This window comes from Vibrio sp. CDRSL-10 TSBA, assembly GCA_039696685.1.
In the GTDB taxonomy this organism is placed as follows: Bacteria; Pseudomonadota; Gammaproteobacteria; order Enterobacterales; family Vibrionaceae; genus Vibrio.
This window is the reverse complement of the sequence record CP155566.1, coordinates 2149829-2170716: the sequence shown is the minus strand read 5'-3', so window position 1 is coordinate 2170716 and position 20888 is coordinate 2149829. Positions and strand designations below refer to the sequence as shown.

Annotated in this window: 17 protein-coding genes, 5 pseudogenes and 1 riboswitch; of the genes and pseudogenes, 15 read left to right on the top strand and 7 right to left on the bottom strand. The window is 53.6% G+C overall.

Translation table 11 applies throughout. The annotated features are described in order from the left end of the window. The 9 genes from ABDK09_17495 to ABDK09_17455 are packed head-to-tail and all read left to right on the top strand — an operon-like array spanning window position 1 to window position 5639. Window positions 1-864, top strand: coding sequence for an urease accessory protein UreD (locus ABDK09_17495; protein ID XAW88786.1), 864 nt, complete (start codon window positions 1-3; stop codon window positions 862-864). An 11-nt stretch (window positions 865-875) separates the two neighbouring features. Then, window positions 876-1178 carry an urease subunit gamma gene (gene ureA / locus ABDK09_17490; protein ID XAW88785.1) on the top strand — a complete coding sequence of 101 codons (303 nt, stop codon included), beginning with the start codon at window positions 876-878 and terminating at the stop codon, window positions 1176-1178. Between the two features lie 9 nt (window positions 1179-1187). Continuing rightward, window positions 1188-1493: an urease subunit beta gene (locus tag ABDK09_17485; protein XAW88784.1), complete on the top strand. Its 306-nt coding sequence runs from the start codon at window positions 1188-1190 to the stop codon at window positions 1491-1493. 11 nt (window positions 1494-1504) lie between these two features. Continuing rightward, window positions 1505-3211 (top strand): urease subunit alpha, encoded by a 1707-nt coding sequence (gene ureC, locus ABDK09_17480; protein ID XAW88783.1) that lies wholly within the window; start codon window positions 1505-1507, stop codon window positions 3209-3211. A gap of 17 nt (window positions 3212-3228) precedes the next feature. After that, window positions 3229-3777 carry an urease accessory protein UreE gene (gene ureE / locus ABDK09_17475; GenBank protein ID XAW88782.1) on the top strand — a complete coding sequence of 183 codons (549 nt, stop codon included), beginning with the start codon at window positions 3229-3231 and terminating at the stop codon, window positions 3775-3777. Beyond that, window positions 3777-4439, top strand: a complete 663-nt coding sequence (locus tag ABDK09_17470; protein ID XAW88781.1) for an urease accessory UreF family protein — start codon at window positions 3777-3779, stop codon at window positions 4437-4439. The genes ureE and ABDK09_17470 overlap by 1 nt, the downstream gene beginning before the upstream one ends. Window positions 4440-4442: 3 nt before the next feature. After that, window positions 4443-5084 carry an urease accessory protein UreG gene (gene ureG / locus ABDK09_17465; protein XAW88780.1) on the top strand — a complete coding sequence of 214 codons (642 nt, stop codon included), beginning with the start codon at window positions 4443-4445 and terminating at the stop codon, window positions 5082-5084. A 17-nt stretch (window positions 5085-5101) separates the two neighbouring features. Continuing rightward, entirely contained in the window at window positions 5102-5506 is a 405-nt protein-coding gene (locus tag ABDK09_17460) for a HupE/UreJ family protein (protein ID XAW88779.1), read from the top strand. Then, on the top strand, window positions 5463-5639 hold the full coding sequence (locus ABDK09_17455; GenBank protein XAW88778.1) for a hypothetical protein: 177 nt from the start codon (window positions 5463-5465) through the stop codon (window positions 5637-5639). The genes ABDK09_17460 and ABDK09_17455 overlap by 44 nt, the downstream gene beginning before the upstream one ends. Window positions 5640-5770: 131 nt before the next feature. Here the strand turns inward: ABDK09_17455 and ABDK09_17450 are convergent, their stop codons facing one another. The 4 genes from ABDK09_17450 to thiD form a co-directional block, all read right to left on the bottom strand. Beyond that, window positions 5771-6466: a pirin family protein gene (locus ABDK09_17450; GenBank protein XAW88777.1), complete on the bottom strand. Its 696-nt coding sequence runs from the start codon at window positions 6464-6466 to the stop codon at window positions 5771-5773. A gap of 128 nt (window positions 6467-6594) precedes the next feature. Beyond that, window positions 6595-7242: a thiamine phosphate synthase gene (gene thiE, locus ABDK09_17445; protein XAW88776.1), complete on the bottom strand. Its 648-nt coding sequence runs from the start codon at window positions 7240-7242 to the stop codon at window positions 6595-6597. Continuing rightward, window positions 7239-8063, bottom strand: a complete 825-nt coding sequence (thiM, locus tag ABDK09_17440) for a hydroxyethylthiazole kinase (GenBank protein ID XAW88775.1) — start codon at window positions 8061-8063, stop codon at window positions 7239-7241. The genes thiE and thiM overlap by 4 nt, the downstream gene beginning before the upstream one ends. Next, window positions 8060-8926 (bottom strand): bifunctional hydroxymethylpyrimidine kinase/phosphomethylpyrimidine kinase, encoded by an 867-nt coding sequence (gene thiD, locus ABDK09_17435; GenBank protein ID XAW88774.1) that lies wholly within the window; start codon window positions 8924-8926, stop codon window positions 8060-8062. The genes thiM and thiD overlap by 4 nt, the downstream gene beginning before the upstream one ends. Window positions 8927-9061: 135 nt before the next feature. Beyond that, window positions 9062-9186: riboswitch (TPP riboswitch) on the bottom strand. 218 nt (window positions 9187-9404) lie between these two features. Here thiD and ABDK09_17430 point away from each other — a divergent pair. Continuing rightward, window positions 9405-10280 carry an AraC family transcriptional regulator gene (locus ABDK09_17430; protein XAW88773.1) on the top strand — a complete coding sequence of 292 codons (876 nt, stop codon included), beginning with the start codon at window positions 9405-9407 and terminating at the stop codon, window positions 10278-10280. Window positions 10281-10374: 94 nt separating this feature from the next. Further along, window positions 10375-12523 (top strand): annotated as a pseudogene (locus tag ABDK09_17425) (TonB-dependent siderophore receptor). 77 nt (window positions 12524-12600) lie between these two features. Here ABDK09_17425 and ABDK09_17420 read toward each other — a convergent pair. Next, window positions 12601-14041: pseudogene (locus ABDK09_17420) on the bottom strand (sucrose-specific PTS transporter subunit IIBC). Window positions 14042-14295: 254 nt separating this feature from the next. Between ABDK09_17420 and ABDK09_17415 the strand changes: the two are divergent. The 3 genes and pseudogenes from ABDK09_17415 (at window position 14296) to ABDK09_17405 (ending at window position 17355) form a co-directional block, all read left to right on the top strand. After that, window positions 14296-15286: pseudogene (locus tag ABDK09_17415) on the top strand (LacI family DNA-binding transcriptional regulator). Window positions 15287-15501: 215 nt separating this feature from the next. Further along, window positions 15502-17134: pseudogene (locus tag ABDK09_17410) on the top strand (glycoside hydrolase family 32 protein). A gap of 32 nt (window positions 17135-17166) precedes the next feature. Then, window positions 17167-17355: a hypothetical protein gene (locus ABDK09_17405; GenBank protein ID XAW88772.1), complete on the top strand. Its 189-nt coding sequence runs from the start codon at window positions 17167-17169 to the stop codon at window positions 17353-17355. A gap of 29 nt (window positions 17356-17384) precedes the next feature. On the opposite strand, the gene ABDK09_17400 is transcribed toward ABDK09_17405, so the two are convergent. Together ABDK09_17400 and ABDK09_17395 are read right to left on the bottom strand one after the other, a co-directional pair. Continuing rightward, on the bottom strand, window positions 17385-18773 hold the full coding sequence (locus ABDK09_17400; GenBank protein ID XAW88771.1) for a carbohydrate porin: 1389 nt from the start codon (window positions 18771-18773) through the stop codon (window positions 17385-17387). 340 nt (window positions 18774-19113) lie between these two features. After that, window positions 19114-20038: pseudogene (locus ABDK09_17395) on the bottom strand (aminoimidazole riboside kinase). Window positions 20039-20289: 251 nt separating this feature from the next. On the opposite strand from ABDK09_17395, the gene ABDK09_17390 reads away from it, so the two are divergent. Beyond that, a complete protein-coding gene (locus ABDK09_17390; protein ID XAW88770.1) occupies window positions 20290-20673 on the top strand; it encodes a DMT family protein in 384 nt (127 codons plus the stop codon). The last annotated feature ends 215 nt before the right edge of the window (window positions 20674-20888 follow it).

The window sequence follows — 20888 nt, the reverse complement described above, 5'->3', positions numbered from 1 at the left end:
ATGGGCGAACTCTCTTTTCTCAATTTATCCCGCCAGGCCGAGCGGCACTGGCCGGCCTATCTTGCCCTTGGTTTTGACCGGACAGACGAGCAGACCCGGCTGCGCCATATGGAATTTCGTGGTCCGCTGCGGGTTCAGCGGCCGTTTTATCCCGAGCAGGGGCTGTGCCATGTTTACCTGCTGCACCCGCCGGGCGGGCTGGTATCCGGCGATGATCTGACGATTCAGATCCGCTGTCAGCCCGGCAGTGAAGCGCTGCTGACCACGCCGTCGGCGGGCAAAATTTACCGTGCTGACAGTCAGGGCGTGGTGCAAAAGCAGCAGGTCGAAATCGAGGTGGAACAGGCTTGCTGTGAGTGGCTGCCGATGGAAACCATCGTGTTTGACGGCGCGCACGGCAAACTGGACACCACCGTCAACCTGCTTGGCGACGCTCGTTTTATCGGCATGGATGTGTTTTGTCTGGGCCGGCCGAAAAGTCAGCTGCCGTTTGTTTCCGGCAGTATCGAGCAGCGCTTTGCGGTGTATCACCAGGGGCGGCCTTTGCTGCTTGAGCGTCAGTATCTGGCCGCCGACGACCCGCTGCTGCAGGCCAGCAGCGGTTACGCCGGGCATCTGGTCTCCGGCATGCTGGTGGCCTTCGGGCTCAAGGATGTGGACGGCGTACTCGAACGGTTGCGAGAAGCGTTTCCGGCCGGACAAAGCGCGACATTAAGCATCACCTATCGGCTCGATGTGCTGGTGGTGCGTTATCTCGGTGACTGCAGCGAACAGGCCCAGCAGCAGCTCAGAGGCTGCTGGCAACTGATCCGCCCGGCTCTGCTCGGGCGTGAAGCCTGCATTCCCCGTATCTGGAATACCTGAAGGAGAACACAATGGAACTGTCACCCAGAGATAAGGATAAATTACTGCTGTTTACCGCGGCGCTGGTGGCTGAGCGTCGTCTGGCGCGCGGCATCAAACTCAATTATCCGGAAGCGGCGGCCTATATCTCCGCCGCGATTATGGAAGGCGCGCGCGATGGTAAAACCGTGGCGCAACTGATGAGCGAAGGCCGTCATCTGCTGAGTAAAAATGATGTGATGGACGGCATCGCCGAGCTGCTGGATGAAGTCCAGGTTGAAGCCACGTTTCCGGACGGCACCAAGCTGGTCACCGTTCACAACCCGATTCAGTAGGAGATTGTGATGAAACCAGGTGAGTACTTACTTCGTCCCGACGCACTCGATTTGAATGTCGGGCGGCGCACGGTGACGTTATCCGTGGTCAATCACGGCGATCGCCCGATTCAGGTTGGCAGCCATTATCATTTTTATGAAACCAACCCGGCGCTCGATTTTGACCGGGAGCAGGCGCGCGGTATGCGCCTCAATATCGCTGCGGGCACCGCGGTCCGGTTTGAACCGGGCCAGAGTCGCAGCATTGAACTGGTTGAGTTGGCCGGTGAACAGACACTGTATGGCTTTCGCGCGGAAGTGATGGGCAAATTATAAAGGATGAACACATGGCAGAGATAAGTCGGCAGGCTTACGCCGATATGTACGGACCCACGGTCGGTGACCGGGTGCGTCTGGCGGATACCGATCTGATCATTGAGGTTGAACAGGATTTCACCGTGTATGGCGATGAGGTTAAATTTGGCGGCGGCAAGGTGATTCGTGACGGCATGGGGCAGGGACAGAAATGCCGTGCTGACGTGGTGGATTGCGTGATCACCAATGCGCTGATTGTCGATCACTGGGGTATTGTTAAAGCCGATATCGGCATCAAAGATGGCCGTATCCATGCGATTGGCAAAGCCGGCAACAGCGATATTCAGCCCCAGGTGACCATCCATATCGGCGCCAGTACCGAAGTGATCGCCGGGGAAGGCCACATTGTCACCGCCGGTGCGATTGACGCCCACATTCACTTTATCTGCCCGCAGCAGATAGAAGAAGCGCTGATGTCAGGCACCACCACCATGATTGGCGGCGGCACCGGTCCGGCCACCGGCACCAATGCGACCACTTGTACGCCTGGAGCGTGGAATATGGCGCAGATGCTGCGCAGTACCGACCTGCTGCCGATGAACTTCGGCTTTCTCGCCAAAGGCAATGCCAGCCTGCCTGAGCCGCTGATTGAGCAGGTCGAAGCCGGCGCATGCGGCTTTAAACTGCATGAGGACTGGGGCACGACGCCCGCCGCGATTGATAACTGCCTGAGTGTGGCCGAGCAGTATGATGTGCAGGTTGCTATCCATACCGATACGCTCAATGAGTCCGGTTTTGTCGAAGACACTATTGCGGCGTTTAAAGGACGTACCATTCACACTTATCACACTGAAGGCGCAGGCGGCGGTCATGCTCCGGACATTATCGTGGCCTGCAGTCAGCCCAATGTTTTGCCGTCATCTACCAATCCGACCCGGCCTTATACCATCAATACCATTGATGAACACCTCGACATGCTGATGGTGTGCCACCATCTGGACCCGAATATTCCGGAAGATGTGGCGTTTGCCGATTCGCGCATCCGTAAAGAGACCATTGCCGCGGAAGATATTTTGCACGATCTGGGCGCGTTTTCGATGATCGCCTCGGACTCGCAGGCGATGGGCCGGGTCGGCGAAGTGATCTGCCGCACCTGGCAGACGGCGCACAAAATGAAAGTGCAGCGTGGCCTGCTGGAGCAGGACCAGGAGCTGGGCGCGGATAATTTCCGGGTCAAACGCTTTATCGCCAAATACACCATTAACCCGGCGCTGGCGCATGGGGTCGACCATATGGTTGGTTCACTCGAAGTAGGCAAGCTGGCCGATATCGTGCTGTGGAAACCGGCCTTTTTCGGCATTAAGCCGGCGCTGATCCTTAAAGGCGGCTTTATCGCAGCCGCGCCGATGGGCGATGCAAACGCCTCGATCCCGACGCCGCAACCGGTTCATTACCGTTACATGTTCGGCGGTTTTGGTCAGGCCGCGGCCGCCACTTCGGTGACCTTTACCAGCCAGGCCGCGATTGATGGTGAGCTGCGCAGTCGCCTCAATCTGAGCCGTGAACTGGTGGCGTGTCGTCACTGCCGCAGTGTTACCAAACACGACATGGTGCATAACAGTTACATGCCGAATATCACGGTCGATCCGCAGACCTATGAAGTGCGTGCGGACGGCCAGCTACTGACCTGCGATCCGGCGACAGAACTGCCGCTCGCACAACGTTATTGTTTATTTTAACCCATAAGGAGAAGGGTATGTTTCGTGTAATCAGCCGCATAGCGGATGCAGAGCATCAATCTCCCGCACCGGTGACCGATCAGGTATTGCTGCCGTTTGATGTGCGCCAGAAAGGCCGTTTTCGCACTCAGAGTGCGCAGGGGCATGATGTCGGTGTGTTTCTTGAACGTGGCGAAGTACTGCAAAGCGGCGATCATCTGCTGACCGAATGCGGGCAGAGATTCGCCGTCGTAGCAGAGCAGGAAGCGGTGATTGAAGCCACTTGCAGTGACTGGCAGGTATTCGCGTGTGCCTGCTACCACATGGGCAACCGACATGTGCCGATGCAAATCGGCGAGCGTTGGCTGCGTTTTCAGCCGGACCATGTGTTGCAGGAAATGCTGGAATTACTCGGCATGACGTGCTGCGCGGTGACAGCGGAATTCAGTCCGGAAAACGGGGCTTACCATGGCCGCGGCGGCCACAGTCACGACCATGTTCACAGTCATCAGCATAGCCACCAAAATCATAGTCATGATCACCACCATTCACACGGTGAGCATCAGCATGAGGAGCACAGCCATTGATGAAGACCCAGGCACTGCTTTCGCTGCTGCATCTGAGCAGTCCGAGTCTGCCGATTGGAGCGTTTGCCTATAGTCAGGGGCTGGAAAGTGCCATTGAGCACCAGTTGGTGAACGATGAGCAGAGTTTGCTGGCCTGGCTGGAACCGTTGCTGGCGCAGGGCCAGGCCAGCCTCGATATTCCGCTGTTGGCACGCTGTTATCATGCCTGGCAACAACCCGACCTTGATGCGCTGCAACACTGGCAGGACATACTGCTGGCGTATCGCGAGACGGCGGAACTGGTGAAAGAGGAGCAGATCCTCGGTCAGACCTTATGTCGCTTGCTGACCAGCCTGGAGGTTGAGCTGCCTGCTGAGGCTCGCCAGATGAGCTACCTGCCGCTATACGCCAAGGCCGCGCACCATTTTGGTCTCGATCTGGAACAGGCCGTGGTCGGCTGGCTCTGGTCCTGGCTGGAGAATCAGGTCACGGTAGCGTGTAAAACCATTCCCCTCGGCCAGACGGCAGCGCAAAAGGTGCTGCTGGCGATGATGCCGAAATTCGAGTCGGCGATAGAGCGGGGCTTGTCACTGGATGACGCCTCGGTCGGCTTAACCCTGCAACGTTTTGCCATGCTCAGCAGCTGGCATGAGACGCAGTATTCACGATTATTCAGGAGTTAGACAATGAGTACACAATGCTTACGAGTCGGGGTCGGTGGCCCGGTCGGTTCAGGTAAAACCGCGCTGCTGCGCCAGCTCTGTCTGGCGATGCGCGAACATTACAACCTGGCGGTGGTCACCAACGACATCTACACCAAGGAAGATGCAGAATTTTTGCTCAGACATCAGGCGCTGGAAGCGGACCGCATTCTCGGGGTGGAAACCGGCGGTTGTCCGCACACGGCAATTCGTGAAGATGCGTCGATGAACCTGGCAGCCATTGATGAGCTGCAGGCGCGTCATGCCGGGCTCGAGCTGGTGCTGGTGGAAAGCGGCGGCGATAACCTCAGTGCGACGTTCAGCCCTGAACTGTCCGATCTGACCCTGTATGTGATCGATGTGTGCGCCGGGGATAAAATCCCGCGCAAAGGCGGGCCGGGGATCACCAAATCGGATTTGCTGATCATTAATAAAACCGATTTGGCGCCGATGGTGAACGCTTCACTGGAGGTCATGGATCGGGATGCGAAAAAAATGCGCGGTGAGAAACCGTTTGTATTTACCAATTTGATGCGCGGTGACGGGCTGAAAACCGTGATCGACTTTATTGTCCGCCAGGGGATGCTGGCACAGCGTGACGTTAAGGTCACGGTCACCGAACAATAATTGACAAGGAGAGAGTGATGAAAGTAACCAAATTTATTGTGGCGGCGAGCAGCCTGCTGGCCAGTGGTGCGGTCTGGGCGCATCCGGGTCATGACACCACGGCCAGTTTTGCACACGGATTCATGCATCCGCTGACCGGCGCCGATCATCTGCTGGCGCTGCTGTTGATTGGCATGTTTGCTGCGCCTTATGGCTGGAAGACCGCATCTAAAGCGATTGGTGTGGTACTGGGCGCACTGGCGCTGGGTTTTGTGGTCGGCATTGAGTGGGTCAACACCAGCCATATTGAAACTGTGGTGATGGCGTCGCTGGTTCTGCTGCCCTTGGCTCTGATTGCGATGCGCCGTTTCTGCGTTGCAGGCGCTGGCGCTGGCCGCGGTGGCGCTGTTCAGTGCCTGTCACGGTATCGTGCAGGGCGCTGAGTCTCAGGGTGCATTGCTGCAATACGCCTTGGGTACGCTGCTGGCGAGCGGCGCGGTGATTGTCGCTAGCCTGATGGTGAGTAAAGCGGTGCGCCGTGCTGTGCTTGCTATCCGTCAGCTCAGCCGCCGATAAACAGACATACCTGCTGATAACGCTTCAGCCGGAGACACAAAAGGGCCTGCAGATATGCAGGCCCTTGTTACGACTTTCTCATGCTGGCAAACGAGTGCTGGTCAACGAATGTTATACCGCGTGCTGCCAGCTTATGGCAGATCAAACACCAGGGCTTTAACCGCCACATCGCTGGCGTTACGCAGCTGCAGCTCGCTTTCGCCACTGATTTTCGCGCCATCGCCCGGCGTGAGCATCACGTCGTTGACGATCAGCTCGCTGTCGATCTGATGGATATAAATCCGCCGACCCGGCTCGACATCCAGGTGCAAATCAGTGCCTGGCTGCAGGATTAACTGGTGCAGCTTCGCATCCTGTTTGATGTGCAGTGTGCCATTCTCACCGTTTGGGGTGGCGATGGTCGTCAGGCCCGGCTCCTGACCGAAATCTTTCTGCTGGTAACCCGGTTCGCCGCCCAGCGTATTTGGCTGAATCCAGATTTGCAGGAATTTCAGCGTATCGCTGTCGGAGGCATTGAACTCACTGTGGTGAATGCCGCGCCCGGCTGACATCAGCTGAAATTCACCGGCCGGCAGGGTTTTCACATTGCCGGCACTGTCTTTATGGGCGATGGTGCCCTCCAGCACATAACTGATGATTTCCATGTCACGGTGACCATGGGTATCGAAGCCCGCGCCGGGTGTGACCTGGTCATCATTGATGACGCGCAGCTCGGAAAAGCCCATGTGCGCCGGATCGTAATAGTGACCGAACGAGAAGGTATGTTTACTGTCCAGCCAGCCAAAATTTGCCCGGCCACGCGCTGCTGCCGCTCTTACTTCAATCATCTTGTGCTCCTCACCCGCTTGCTGCGGATTGCTTTTATTGCTTTCAACAGTTGGTGTACTGTGGGTTGATGGAGGCAGTCTACGGGGTTCTTGATGGCCTCAACAGCAATCCAGCTTGTGGCTCTTGTTCAATTATTTTGAATGACTTTTCGAGGATTATGTGCATCAATCAAGTCACGTAAAGCGCTGGCGGCTTGTTCGGGGTGGCTGGCATGGCTGATGGCGGAGACCAGAGCAATGCCGTCTACGCCGGTTGCAGCGACATCGGCAATGTTGTCTTGATTGAGGCCGCCGATCGCCACCAGTGGCAGGCGAGTGTGCTGCATGGCCCAGTCGAGCCCGTCAAGACCCCAGTGTTTGACGGTATTGGTTTTGGTCGGGGTGGCAAAAATCGCACTTAACCCCAGGTAATCAACCGGCAGCTGATGGGCGTCGATAAATTGCTGCTCATTTTCGACCGACAGGCCAAGCAGCTTATCTGCGCCCAGCAGCTGACGGGCAATCCGGGCCGGCATATCACTCTGACCAAGGTGCACACCATCGGCATCGACTGCCAGAGCAACGTCGACCCGGTCATTGATGATCAGCGGTACACCCGTACCGCTCAGGATCTGTTTGACTGCTTCGGCGCGTTGCATAAAGGCGCGCACATCACCGTGTTTTTCGCGGATTTGCACCATGGTCACGCCGCCACGTACGGCTTGTTTCACTACCTGACATAAGGTGGTCAGATCCTGCTGATCATCGGTGACCAGATATAAACGATAGCCGCTCATCGGTTGAACTCCTGCGGTTCAGTTGGATTGAGCATAGTCTGCAGCTTTACTCGGTTGATTAAGGTGTTTTCATCCAGCAGGTGCAGAGCATCGAGCAGAGCAAGTTGCAGGCTGCCCGGCCCCTTAGCCTGCAGCGCCGCCAGTTCGCCCGCAACGCCCATGATGGCGGCGGCGCTGAGCCCGCTCAGATCACCACACGCCGCGCAGGCGCCGGTTAAAGCGCTCAGGCTGCATCCCATGCCGGTCACTTTGGGCATCATGGCATCGCCGTTACTCAGCTGTACGACCTGATCGCCGCTGATGATAAAATCCTGCGCGCCGGAAATCACCACACTGGCGTTATATTGTCTGGCCAGCTGCTGCCCGGCGCTGATGGCGCTGTGGCTGGTATCTCTGGCGTCGACTCCTTGTCCCTGCGTATCCATCCCGGCCAGAGCCATGATTTCAGAGGCATTAGCGCGAATGATCAGGCGCTCGGCCTGCGCGGCGAAACGGCGCGAAGTGTCCGTGCGCAAACGGCTCGCGCCGCAGCCGACCGGATCGAGAATAATTGGTTTGTGATGGCGATTGGCTGCATCAATGGCAAATGCCATGCGCTCAATCCAGGTTTCATCCAGGGTGCCGATATTGATCACCAGCGCTCCGGCAATCTGCATCAGTTCATCCATCTCCTGACGTGAATGGGCCATGATTGGAGAGGCGCCGGCGGCCAGTAACGCATTGGCGCTGTTGTTCATTACCACATAATTGGTAATGCTGACTACCAGCGGCTGACTGCTGCGCAGGGTCTGAAAGGTGCGTGCGATAAGCTCAATATTCATAATGATTCCTGCGAAGATGAAACAATAGGAGAGAGGGCAAAGAAGTGATGCACCGGACCATGACCGCGGCCGATACTCAGCTCATCGGCATGGGCAATCGCCTGAGAGATGTAGTATTTGGCGTGGCGAATGGCATCTTGCAACGCAAATCCCTGCGCGAGGTAAGAAGCGATCGCTGACGACAGCGTACAACCAGTGCCGTGAGTGTTTTGGGTGTCGACCCGCTGAGCGCGGAATGCCACAGTGTCCGCGCCGCTCAGCAGCCAGTCATCACTGTGACTGGTTCCCGCCAGATGACCGCCTTTGAGCAGCACGGCCCTACATGGCAGGGCACGCAGTGCTTCGCTCATTACCTCAAGCTGCGATTCTTGCTCGCACGCTGGCAGGCCGGTCAGTGCGGCCGCTTCCGGCAGGTTAGGCGTGATCAGGGTCGCCAAGGGCAGCAATTCCTGTTTCAGGCTGTCGATTGCCGCGCTTTGCAGCAGTAAATCGCCGCTGGTGGCCACCATGACCGGATCCAAAACCACAAAACGCGGCTGATACTGGCGCAGTTTACGCGCCACGGCGGCGATGATGTGACTGTCGGCCAGCATACCAATTTTGACCGCGACGATATCGAGATCGCTGAACACGGCATCGAGCTGACTTTCGACATGTTCAACCGGCACCGGCAGAATGGCGCTGACACCTTGTGTGTTTTGCGAGGTGATGGCGGTAATCACGCTGCAGGCATAACCGCCGGTGGCTGAGATGGCTTTGATATCGGCCTGGATACCGGCGCCGCCGCCACTGTCTGAACCGGCAATGGTCAGCACAATGGGTGTGTTAAGATAGGTTTGGGATTGATTATCTGATTGAGGCATTTGGGCTCCTAATCGTCTGACAATCAGGAAACCCGTTTAGCGTCACCGGTCAGGTTGTGCTAAACAGCCGCCGCGAGGCGGTCATGTTGTGAGAAATGGCAGGGCGCCATTATATGTCAACCCGCTTACAAGCCTTACCACAACACTATAGTTCCCTACGTCAGTACTAACTGAATCAGGTTCTACGGGTCTCGCAATGGCGCTTTGCCTGTGGCAAATCTCCTGGCGATCTCAGCTTTGCAGCTCCCCGACTATAAGATGCCGATGATAGCAGAGATTTTTGTGGCTGTTGATCATTCAGCGCCATTTTAGCTCGATTGGCGCGCTCACCCCTGCATCAAGTGATTATCCTCTTCCTACTTGAAGTTGCAGCGGTGTTGGCTGCAACTCCAGGTTGCTTGGTATAGTTGATAACACTTCTCATTAAGATTGGTTTTATGCGACACTATCAGGCAAAGATACTCAGGAGTCAGTTTACATGGGCGCTGTGTCCGCTTCATTTACGCGAATCTGCAATTTGCTCGACTACATTCACCAGCATTTAGACCAGCCTCTGTCGCTGGAGCAGCTTTCACAGCAGAGCTGCTGGTCGCGCTGGCAGTTGCAACGGGTATTTCACAATGAAACTGGTCTGACGGTGGCGAACTATGTACGCGAGATTAAGCTGAGTGAAGCCGCTGAGCGTCTTGTATGCAGTCAGGAGCGGGTGATTGATATTGCACTGGCGCTCGGTTTTAACTCTGAAGTCAGTTTTAGTCGCGCCTTTAAACACCATTTCGGTATCAGTCCGCGCCAATATCGCCAGAAAGGGCAGCGCACAGGCGTGCGTAAACCGTTGCAGGCACAACAATTGGCGCCGCGTGGTGAGCGCCGTACTCGTCTGGTTGAAGTCCGGCTGGAGAGCCAAGCAGCATTTGAGTTATTCGGTGTCGCCACAACAATCCGCGGCTTACTCTCTTCACAACCGGATTTCACTGCTCAGGTGCCGAAAATCTGGCAGACCTATCTTTCTTGTCAAAGTGATAGCAAGTCAGGTCCGTTAACGGGGGTCATCGACGTGACCCAGGTCGGCAGTGAACATGGGCAGTTGCGCTACTGGGCCGCAGGAAGTCATTGGATGGCGGGGTTAAATACAGTGCATATTCCGGCGCAAACTTATGCGGTGGTGAAACACTGCGGACCGGTCTCGCAACTGGCCGATACTCTGGAATGGTTTATTTTTGAATGGCTGCCGGATTCTCCTTATCGGGGAGTGGACGGATTTGAGCTGGAGCGGTATCCGGCTGATTACAACTGCGCCTGCGATAACGCCGCAATGGAATACTGGTTACCGATTTGCGCACGAGCGGATTAACATGCTCCAAATTGTTAACTTTCAGCCCGGCACTTTGGATAAAATACAAATGATATTTATTCTCATAATGTAACAGCAGGGTAGTTAGTTCATCATGGCGGTTGTTAAGCACTCCACACTCTCTCCGATCGCGTTCGCGCTCATGGCGATGTTCGCCACTCCTTTGGTACTGGCACAACAATCAGAGTCCCCGGAGGTCGACACTCTGACCATCCTGGGCAAAACCTATCGCAATACCGCGACCAAAACCACACTGGATCCGCAAGAAACGCCGCAGGGTATCAGCGTCCTTGACGGAGAACAGTTAGAGCAGCGCGGAGTAACCTCGCTCGGGCAGGCGGTACGTTATGCGCCGGGTGTGGTGACGGAAACCAAAGGTGGCGCAGTCACCATGCTAGATAATTTCTATATTCGTGGTTTTGAGTCTAATCAGAGCTATTACGATGGTATGTTGGTGCAGTATCTGAAAGGCTGGAACCTGCAACCACAGATTGATCCGATTGCAATGCAGCAAGTGGAAATCTTTAAAGGGCCGACTTCAGTACTGTACGGTGCAATGCCACCGGGCGGTATGGTGAATGTGATTGCTAAAAAACCGCAGTCACAGCGACATACTGAGCTGTCGGTGTCCGGCGGTTCGCGCAACCTCAAACAGGTCACACTTGATACCACAGGTCCGATTGGTGACGGCGATGTACGTTATCGTCTGGTAGCCAAATCGCGTAAACAGGATGGCCAGGTCGATGGCACGGAAGAAGAACGTTACGTGCTTGCTCCGTCTCTGGACTGGCAAATTACCGACAATACGTTACTTAACCTGAATCTGTACTATCAAAAAGATCCGGATATGGGAATGAATTCTGCGTTGCCAGCATCAGGTACCGTAACCGGAAACCCCTATGGTTCAACCTCACCATCGACTTCGGCTGGCGATGTGAACTGGAGCAAGTTTGAACGGGAATTCGTGATGCTGGGTTATAGAATTCAGCATGATTTCAACGATCAATGGTCCGTTTCTGCAAAGTCTGCGTTATACCGATGCGTCTTTGTATCAGGAAAACACCTATCATGGCGCCGGACAATTTGATGAAGTCAGCGGTACTCTGCAGCGTAACATTTACAGCACCGATGAAGACTCGCGAGGCATTGTGGTTGATAACCAGTTATCGGGTCAGTTGAACTGGGGCAGTGTCGAGCACAATCTGTTAGTGGGAGTGGATTACCAGCGTCTGAAAGGCAATTCGGATTACAAAACTTTTGACTCAAACAACAGCGAATTTGATAGCTTCAACCTGTATGCACCCAACAATAACCTATTGGATCGTGGCAGTGTCACGCAGACGGGCCTGTATGCGTACGATATATCCATCAAACAGTTGGGTTTCTACTTTCAGGACCAGTTACGCTGGAATCGCTGGGTGCTGATTGGCGGTGGCCGCTTTGACCATTATACCAGCAGCAGCGAGGTATCCGGTTACAGCACGGATGCGGATGACAACGAGTTTACCTATCGGGTCGGTGCATTATACGAATTTGATTCTGGCCTGGCGCCTTTTGCCAGCTTCGCAACCAGCTTCTCTCCGGTGGCCGGGGTCGACAGCCAATTCGGCCAGCCGTTTAAGCCTGAAACCGGTGAACAGGTGGAAATCGGGGTTAAATACCAATCGGCGGATATGAGCAAGCAAGGCAGCATCTCTTTGTACCATATCGTCAAAAGCGATGTTGTGGTGACCGATCCTTCTTCCGCCGATTATCAGGATGATATTCAGGTCGGCGAAGTGCGCTCACAGGGGATCGAAGTCGAAGGCCGCTGGTGGGTTACACCGGGCTGGGATATTGCCGCCAGTTACACCTATTCCGATGTTGAAGTAACCAAGGATAGCGCCAATGGTCTGCAGGGTACGACACCGATTTATGTGCCTGAACACAGCGCAACACTGTGGAGCACCTATCAGATTGATCAGGGAGCGCTTGATGGCAGCCGGGTCAGCGCAGGCGCACGTTACGTGGGCAGCATGATGATGGATGCTACCAACACCCAGGGTAAAGTGCCGGACTACACCATTGTTGATTTTTCACTCGGCTATGATCTGGGCAAAGTCAGTGAGCGTCTGCAAGGGGTCAGTGCCGACGTGATTGCCAGTAACCTGTTTGATGAAGAATCCTACACCTGTTACGACAATATGAACTGTTGGTACGGTGCGGAGCGTACGATTGAAGTCAAACTGGGTTATCAGTTCTGAGAAAAGCACACAGAAAACAACGCCCGGCTTTCGCCGGGCGTTTTGCTATTCATCAGTCAGTGATTGTTTATTCAGGATCAGGCTGTTGCGCTGACACCTTGCTTGGCTTTTTGACGCATACCCAGCACTATGGTCAGACCGAAGGCTACGGCGAATGAAATCACCATACCCACCACGTAATAGCCGATTTTTTCCGGATTGATGGAGATAATCCCCGGAATACCGGCGGCGCCGAGCGCGTGCGCTTTAACATGAAACAGGGTCAGGAAAGCACTCGAGACTGCGGCACCGGTAATGGCCGCAATGAACGGATAGCGCAGCTTGAGGTTAACGCCGAACATGGCGGGTTCAGTGATGCCAAGCAGTGCTGTGATACCCGATGGCATCGCGATGCCTTTTTGTTTGACATCTTTGGTGGTAAAAGCGACCGCCAGTGCTGCTGCACCTTGCGCCACATTGGACATCGCGGCAATCGGGAAGATGAACGTACCGCCTGTGGTTACGATATCTGCCAGCAGCTGGGTTTCAATCGCGATAAAGCTGTGGTGCATACCGGTAATCACAAACGGAGCGTAAATCAGGCCAAACACCGCACCGCCAACAAAACCCGCAGAGTCATATAACCAGCTCAGGCCATCACCGAGCATAAAGCCGACATCACGGGTGATTGGGCCCACCAGAGTGAAGGTCAGAAAACCGGTGATAAAAATAGCCAGCATCGGAGTCAGCAGGTTATCCAGTACCGAAGGTACAACCTTACGCAGTCCCAGCTCAACTTTAGCCAGAATAAATGCTGAGACCAGAAACCGGTAGTACTGAGCCCTGGTAACCGACTTTTTCTATTTCCAGCCCGAGAATATTCCAGGTAGGCACAGTGCCATGCACGGCCGCACTCCCAAAACCCCAGCCGTTAAGCAGGTCCGGGTGAACCATCAGCATACCCAGTGCGGCGCCAAGGAAGGGGTTGCCACCAAATTTACGTGACGCAGAGAAGGCCAGCAATACAGGTAAATAAACAAAAGGTGCGTTGGCAAAGGTGTTGATCATGCTGGCCAAGTCAGCCAGACCCGGGTTGGCGTCAATCAGAGACTGACCATCAATAAACAGCCCTTTTGCCGTCAGGACATTAAACAGCCCCATCAGTAGACCGCCGGCGACAATGGCCGGAATGATCGGTACAAAAATATCGGACAGGCCTTTCACCGCGCGTTGTACAAGATTTTGTTTATCTGCGCCGGCTGCGGCCACGTCATTGGTCGACATTTCAGCCATGCCCGTCAGTTTAGCCATCTCGGCATAAACCTGGTTGACAATACCGGATCCAAAAATGATCTGATATTGACCTGCGACTTTAAATTGGCCTTTTACGCCCTGCAGCCCGTCAATGGCCGCTTCATTAATCTGGTCCTCATCTTTGACTGCCAAACGCAGTCTGGTTGCGCAGTGTGCCAGCGCCTGGATGTTTTGTTTACCGCCCAGATGCTCGAGAAGTTGTTTTGCTATGACTGGATAGTCCATAACTCACTCCGGTTCTTGTTACTTGTCAGTATAGTGGTTAACTGCGTTATTTTTGAATTTTTGGGAACGTTTGCAATGCGCATTCTTGTCAATAAAAAACCGCCGGTCAAAAGCAACTCGTTTATTCTGTGAGAAAGATCAGCAAAACCGGCAAGGAAAAAGGACAAAACAAGGTTAAAATCACGCTAGTTAAGTGGTTGATGCCGGTTAGTTCTGCAATCAATCCCAATTTTCGCAGCGTAATAGGATAGGGCATGGCAAGTTTGCACGATGTGGCCAGATTGGCCGGGGTGTCAAAATCGACGGTCTCTCGCGTCATTAATGATGAATACGGGGTCAAAGAGTCGACGAAAGTGAAAGTGCTTCAGGCAGTGTCAGAGTGCGGCTACGTCGTCAACCAGGTCGCTAAAGATCTTAAATCACAGAAGACTAACCTGATTGGTGTGATTGTGCCACGGGTGTCTTCCCATGCCACCGCACAGGGTGTGGATGGCCTGACCAAGATACTGGAGCAGAATGGTAAGCATGTCCTGCTGGCCAATACGCATCAGATGCATGCCAAGGAACTGGAATACATCCGCATCTTCAATCAAAAGCGGGTCGAGGGCATTATTTTTTATGCGACCCACCTCGACATGCCGCTGATTAAAGAGATTCAGAACTCTGCTGTGCCGGTCGTGCTGGTAGGGCAGGATGGTTCTCTGCACAATATTCCTAGCGTGGTGCATGATGACACCCGGGTTGGCTTTGAAGCGGGCAAGCGTCTGGTAGCGGCAGGCTGCCAGCATGTTGGCTTTATCGGCGTACAAAGTGATGACATCGCGGTCGATGTGCAGCGCAGCCAAGGGTTAGAGCAGGCGCTGACGATGCATAACCAGTCGTTGGTTTGTCATTTACGTGGTGACTTTTCGATTGAGTCCGGTCATCGGCTGGCACAGGAAGCGATGCGCGACTATCCGCAACTCGATGGCTTGTTTCTGTGCGACAGACCGTCTGGCCGTAGGGGCGGTAAAAGCGCTGCAGGCGGCAGGTATTCAGGTTGGTGAACAGGTCAAAGTGCTTGGTGTCGGGAATGATGAGCTGGCTTTTGTCAGCAATCCCGGGTTATCAACTTTCAATTATGCATTTGATAAAGCGGGTGAAAATGCCGCTAAAATGCTGCTGGACCGGATTGCCGGGCAAGGGCAGGAAATGAGCAAAGTGGTGCTGACATTTCAGAATATTGCCCGTGAAACCTGTTCGTGACGACCCAGATCTGACACTCTTTGCCCCTAAGTATCATGTCACCTGTCTTTCACATCCGCCTGAATGTTCGGCTCCGGCTCCATATCAGGCGGAGTTTGTGTGCCCGGCTTCACACACATCTGCATAACCTTGCTATAAAAATGGGAAAGACTTGCCTGACTGGATTTTGTTGTATATTTTGAGAACGTTCCCGAAATTAGCTATTAGGTCAGTTTATGTCGTTACAGAGACTTATCGAACTCGCGGGCGGGCTCGATAACATTCAACGGATTTTAGCGCCGGACGGGCGCATCGTCGTGGCGGTATCCGATCGCCACGCCGTCTGTTCATTACCCGATGAAGTCACTGCGGAGTCCGTACTCGGAGAGTGGCAACTGAGTATAAAACGTGAGAGTACCATCCAGGATGAGGATTTGGCCTTGGTTGGTCGCTCAATTGCTGCCAGGCAACAGTTTAAAGCAGCGCAGTATCGTGTCGCCCGGCCATCCCACTATCGCCCGCAGTGGCATATTTCTCCGCCGCAAGGCTTGCTCAACGATCCCAATGGTTTCATCTACCATCAGGGTGCTTACCACCTGTTTTATCAATGGTATCCATATTCCTGTGAGCACAAAGACAAATACTGGGTTCATCTTACGAGTGATGATCTGATCAACTGGCACTGGCAGTCTGTGGCTTTAACCCCGTCCGACTGGTTTGACAGCCACGGGGTCTTTTCCGGCCATGCAGTCAGTCAGGGCGATGATTTAATGCTGTTTTATACCGGCAATACTCGTTTGGGGCCTGAGCGTCAGCGTCAGACTATGCAGTGCGCGGCTCGCATGAATGCAGACGGACAGTTTGAAAAATTAGGACCGTTGATTCGAGAGCTGCCACCAGGTGTTACCGAACATATCCGTGACCCGAAAGTGGCGTTTTATCAGGGGCGCTGGCATATGTTGCTGGGAGCTCAGACCGAATCTCTGCAGGGACGACTTGCCGTTTATCACTCTGATGACCTGGTTAACTGGCGGTTTCGATAAGCTATACGGTGATGAGCTTTCTCCTTACGGTTATATGTGGGAGTGCCCGGACTGGTTTGAGCTTGGCGATGAATCGTTTGTGGTGTTTGGCCCGCAAGGGATTGAATCTGAAAGCCAGCATCATACTATAGTGCATCAGAACCGTATCTTCCGCGTCAATCAGGACGAGCAGGGCGGCTTTGACTTTATCGAAGGCTGGGCCCTGGACCAAGGGTTTGATTTTTATGCGCCGCAAAGTGTGCAAACACCAGACGGACGTCGTGTGATGTGCGGTTGGATGGGATTACCGGATGAAGTACAGCAACCGAGTTGTGATCACGGTTGGCTGCACCAGTTAACCACAATGCGTGAATTACGCTGGCTTAACGGCCGGGTGCTGCAACAGCCGGCGGCTGAACTGGATCTACTGCGTGGTGAAACCAGCCAGGTCACTTTGAGTGATAAGCCGCTTGACCTCAACAGCAAGAGTTTCGAGTTGCTGGTCACGCTGGCGTGGGGCAGTGAACTGCACTTGATGCATGACGACAAACACAAAGTAGTACTGACGCTGGATAAAGAGCAGGGGCTACTGCGTTTTGACCGCTCTCAAACCCTGATCCGCCAGGGCGATACAATCCGTGAACTGGCGTTGAGCAGTGAGCCGGTCAGATTGCAGATTCTGGCCGACAGCTCATCACTGGAAATCTTTATTAATGGTGGTGAGCAGGTCATGACCGGACGCGTATTTACTCCTGAGCAGGCAACCCGAATCTCTTTGCAAGGTGTCGCTGTCAGTGCCAGGGTTACACCTCTTCATTCTGCTCACGCGCCGTTTGTTGACGCATAAGAGTATATGCTCAGCCAAGCCATCCCCTCGGGATGGCTTTTTTTGTTTCTATGTTTGCTGTTTTCTGGCTCTCTGCTTTGCAAGGCAAGGCAAGGCAAGGCAAGGCAAGGCAAGGCAAGGCAAGGCAAGGCAAGGCAAGGCAAGCTATGAGCGCCGGAGTCAGCACCACTGACAGAAAAAAGCCCGGCATGTACCGGGCTGAATGGGGGGATTTATTTTAAAATCAGTTGCTTAGAGTTTGGTATCGAAATCAGAACCAGGTTTCCATCTGTAGTGCGAATACGGTTTCACCGCCGTTACCCATGGTGCTGGCGTCGCTTGCCAGGCTGACCGCGTAGTCATCCAGTTCGCTGCTCCAGTCAACGTAGCTGACTGCAAAGCGAATTTCCGGGCGGTCAAAGAAGCCGGCGGATGTCGCCAGTTTAAAGGTTGGTGCGAGTGTCGCTTTGTAGAAACTGCCCTTGGCTTTTTCAACGCTGTTGTCCATATCCATGTACTGATAAGTGCCTTCGTAAACCATCTCAAAGTTCTCGGTCAGCTCCTGCGCTAAACGAACGTTAGCGGTTGCCCAGATAAATTCGTCGTTGTCCTTAATGCGATCCTGGCTGTATTCGGCCATCAGCGCTGGAGCGATGCGCCAGTTGTCAGCAAATTTGGTGACACCGTAGCTGAACAAACGCACCGCTTTGGCATCATCATTCAAATCGCCGTTTGAACCTATGCCCTTTAGTTCAGCACCTAACCCCTGACCTGCCAGAATACCAGTCTTGGAGAAACCGTCCTGTATGCCATAGAAGCTGTCGCCATGATACGCAAACAGAGCATGGATACCGTTTTCAGCGCGCTGACTCGGGGATGTGTTTTCACTGGCGCGATCTTGATTATCAGCCGATTTCATGCCGCTTAACATGATCTGAAAAGGACCAATATGGTTATTCATAGTGGCGACATAGTTTTCGATATCAGTACTTGAGCTGTCAATGTCACCAAAGTCGCGGCCGTAAATCGAGAAATTGGCTTTCCAGCTGTCACTCATCTGCACATCATAGATACCTGCGCCGCTTCCGGACAGGAATACAATATCTGAATCAAGGAAGTGGATGTCAAAATTATCACGGTCAAAGCGTTTTCCGGCCCACAGGGTCGCATCAGCCAATGCGCCACTGAATGAGGGCAGTGAACTCAGCTCCGCGTAGACTTGGCGTACATTGAGCTTACTGTCATCTGCGGTCCATTCATTGTTGGTCTCAACGCCGTCGGCCAGCATGATCTGAAAACGTGCTTTTGACCCATCGTCCATCACCCGGTTATGAATCAGATTCGCTTCGAGGTAATTGTCATCTTCCAGTCCCAAACGGCCAACGGGTGCGCCCAGCGCACCTGCGGCGGTCATGTAAGGACCGGTGCCGACCGCACCGTTAAAGTCGTCATTGATCAGTAGTCCGGCACGGGCATAGCCGTGAAATTCGAACGATGACGCTTTCTGTTCCGCTTGCTGGGCGGTTTGCTCAGTCTGGGTCAGACGTGATTCCAGTTCGTTAATTCGGGCTTCCAGAGATGCTAAGTCACTCTGTGCGAATACAGAAGTAGTTGGTAGCAGGGCAAGCGAGATAGCGATCGTCAGGGCTTTTGTCTTCATTGTTATTGTCTCCACAAATGGATGAAAAATAGGGGGTTGCTGCAAACGTTCCCGTTGATTCATGACACAGTGTGGGTTGTTTTAATTTTATCTCATCGATTCAGCAAAATGCGTTACACGTCAGCTCCCTGAATCTGGAGACTTAATTTGATTAGCAATATACCGAACATTTCGGGAACGATCCCTAAAAATAAACTGATAATTCTACTCAACGCACGATCTGCTGCAATTTTGTGATCCGGATATGGGGAAGTTGATGCATAGAGAGAAGAAACGGGAAGGATGAAATGAGAAGAAAGGCGAGCGTTAAGCCCGCCTGGCAGGATGTGAGTAAGCAGGCTTAAGACTGCAAGAATGCCAGTAATGCCTGTTGATTCGGTAAAGCGGTCATCGCCCCTTTTTCGGTGGTAGCGAGAGCGCCACAACCGTTGGCTGCTTGCACTGCGTTATGGACAGAAGGCTTGGTTTGCCATTGTTCATTTTGTGCCAGTGTGGCCAGCAATCCGCCGACAAACGCATCACCGGCGCCGGTGGTATCGACCGGTTTTACTGCTTTGCCGGTGACCAGTTGTTGTCCCTCTGCGGTCACTACCAGAGCACCTTTTGCTCCCTGAGTAATCACGGTGAGTGGCAGGTCGTAACGACGCAGGGCTTGCAGACCACCCTCGATAGATCCGGTGCGCGTCAGTTGCATAAGTTCCTCTTCGGAGAAACTTGGCGACATCGGCCAGTGCGACCGCCTGCATGACTACGTTGATGAGTTCACTCGGATCGCTCCACACTTCCTCACGCAGGTTTGGATCGAAGCTGATAAATCCACCGGCTTGCTTCATTTTCTTCATCGCTGCCAGGGTAGAGCTACGGCTTGGTTCGTTGGCAAGCGCGATAGAGCATATGTGTAACCATTCTCCTCGCCGGAAATCAGGAATATCTTCAGCTTGCAGGAACTGGTCAGCGCTTGGTTTCACCATAAAAGTAAAGCTGCGTTCACCGTCATCATCGAGGTCGACGACGACCGTAGAGGTACGATGTAAAGGGTCAAAATGAAGGTGATCAATATTGACCCCTTCACTTTGAAGTGTCTGTGCCAGAAATTGTCCGAAGGGATCTTTGCCAACCCGGCCAAAAAAGGCGCTGTCGCCACCGAGTCGGGCGATAGCGACAGCCACATTTGCGGGCGCGCCGCCCGGACACTTGAGGTAATGCTGTTCGCCGTCCGGAATCAAATCAATCACTGCGTCACCGGTGACCCATACTCTGTTCATATTCAATCTCCTGTAAATTTGCTTCAGTTTAATCCAAGCCCGATTGATGAAAAGTGGTTAGCCGGGCAGTTTGTTAGTGCAGGATAAAATCTGTGATCGACAAGAAAGATAAAGCGCCAATAAGGAGCAATTGATTTGAATTATTGGTATCGTTCCCGGTTTTTGCTTTGGTATTTCGCTGTACTGAGATTGACGGCAGTCAGAGTCAGGCGCAAACTGCGCTGGTTTTCCATTTATTAGCGGAGTTAATCATGTTTGGCCTTCCACCGATTGTGACCACCATCGGGCTGCTTTTAATCAGTAACGTATTCATGACTTTTGCCTGGTATGCTCATCTGCGTGAGTTGGAACATAAACCCTGGATTGTGGCTGCGTTGCTCAGTTGGGGGATTGCTTTGTTTGAATACATGTTTCAGGTGCCGGCAAACCGCATTGGCTACACCGTACTCAATCTTGGTCAACTGAAGATCCTGCAGGAGGTGATTACGCTGAGCGTGTTTGTGCCTTTTGCGCTGATTTATATGAAAGAGCCGTTTCGAATGGACTTTATCTGGGCGGGTTTATGTCTGCTGGGGGCTGTGTTCTTTATATTCCGGCCACAAATTATCGAAGTGGTCACACGCGCTTTGGCTTAGAGTTGACTCGGTATTGCCGAATTTAACCCAATCTTACGCAGCTTTTTCTCTTCCTCTATTCCCCTCGTTATTCGTGTTGGTTGTCCCTGCGGTGCTGCGTCTGATAGCGGCGTGCTGACTGGCACGCCGCTATTTCGAACCCTTTGCTCTGTCGTGACGGCCTGCTGCTCTGGGGCTTATTGATATGCTGATAGACGTACTTCTTAGAGTATGTC

Coding starts and splice junctions, on each gene's coding strand:
- ABDK09_17390 (XAW88770.1), top strand. CDS start 20,290: ATGTTTGGCCTTCCACCGATTGTGACCACCATCGGGCTGCTTTTAATC.
- ABDK09_17470 (XAW88781.1), top strand. CDS start 3,777: ATGAAGACCCAGGCACTGCTTTCGCTGCTGCATCTGAGCAGTCCGAGT.
- ABDK09_17400 (XAW88771.1), bottom strand. CDS start 18,773: ATGAAGACAAAAGCCCTGACGATCGCTATCTCGCTTGCCCTGCTACCA.
- ureC (XAW88783.1), top strand. CDS start 1,505: ATGGCAGAGATAAGTCGGCAGGCTTACGCCGATATGTACGGACCCACG.
- ABDK09_17450 (XAW88777.1), bottom strand. CDS start 6,466: ATGATTGAAGTAAGAGCGGCAGCAGCGCGTGGCCGGGCAAATTTTGGC.
- ureE (XAW88782.1), top strand. CDS start 3,229: ATGTTTCGTGTAATCAGCCGCATAGCGGATGCAGAGCATCAATCTCCC.
- ABDK09_17430 (XAW88773.1), top strand. CDS start 9,405: ATGGGCGCTGTGTCCGCTTCATTTACGCGAATCTGCAATTTGCTCGAC.
- thiD (XAW88774.1), bottom strand. CDS start 8,926: ATGCCTCAATCAGATAATCAATCCCAAACCTATCTTAACACACCCATT.
- ureA (XAW88785.1), top strand. CDS start 876: ATGGAACTGTCACCCAGAGATAAGGATAAATTACTGCTGTTTACCGCG.
- ABDK09_17460 (XAW88779.1), top strand. CDS start 5,102: ATGAAAGTAACCAAATTTATTGTGGCGGCGAGCAGCCTGCTGGCCAGT.
- ureG (XAW88780.1), top strand. CDS start 4,443: ATGAGTACACAATGCTTACGAGTCGGGGTCGGTGGCCCGGTCGGTTCA.
- ABDK09_17485 (XAW88784.1), top strand. CDS start 1,188: ATGAAACCAGGTGAGTACTTACTTCGTCCCGACGCACTCGATTTGAAT.
- ABDK09_17495 (XAW88786.1), top strand. CDS start 1: ATGGGCGAACTCTCTTTTCTCAATTTATCCCGCCAGGCCGAGCGGCAC.
- ABDK09_17405 (XAW88772.1), top strand. CDS start 17,167: ATGGCTTTTTTTGTTTCTATGTTTGCTGTTTTCTGGCTCTCTGCTTTG.
- thiM (XAW88775.1), bottom strand. CDS start 8,063: ATGAATATTGAGCTTATCGCACGCACCTTTCAGACCCTGCGCAGCAGT.
- thiE (XAW88776.1), bottom strand. CDS start 7,242: ATGAGCGGCTATCGTTTATATCTGGTCACCGATGATCAGCAGGATCTG.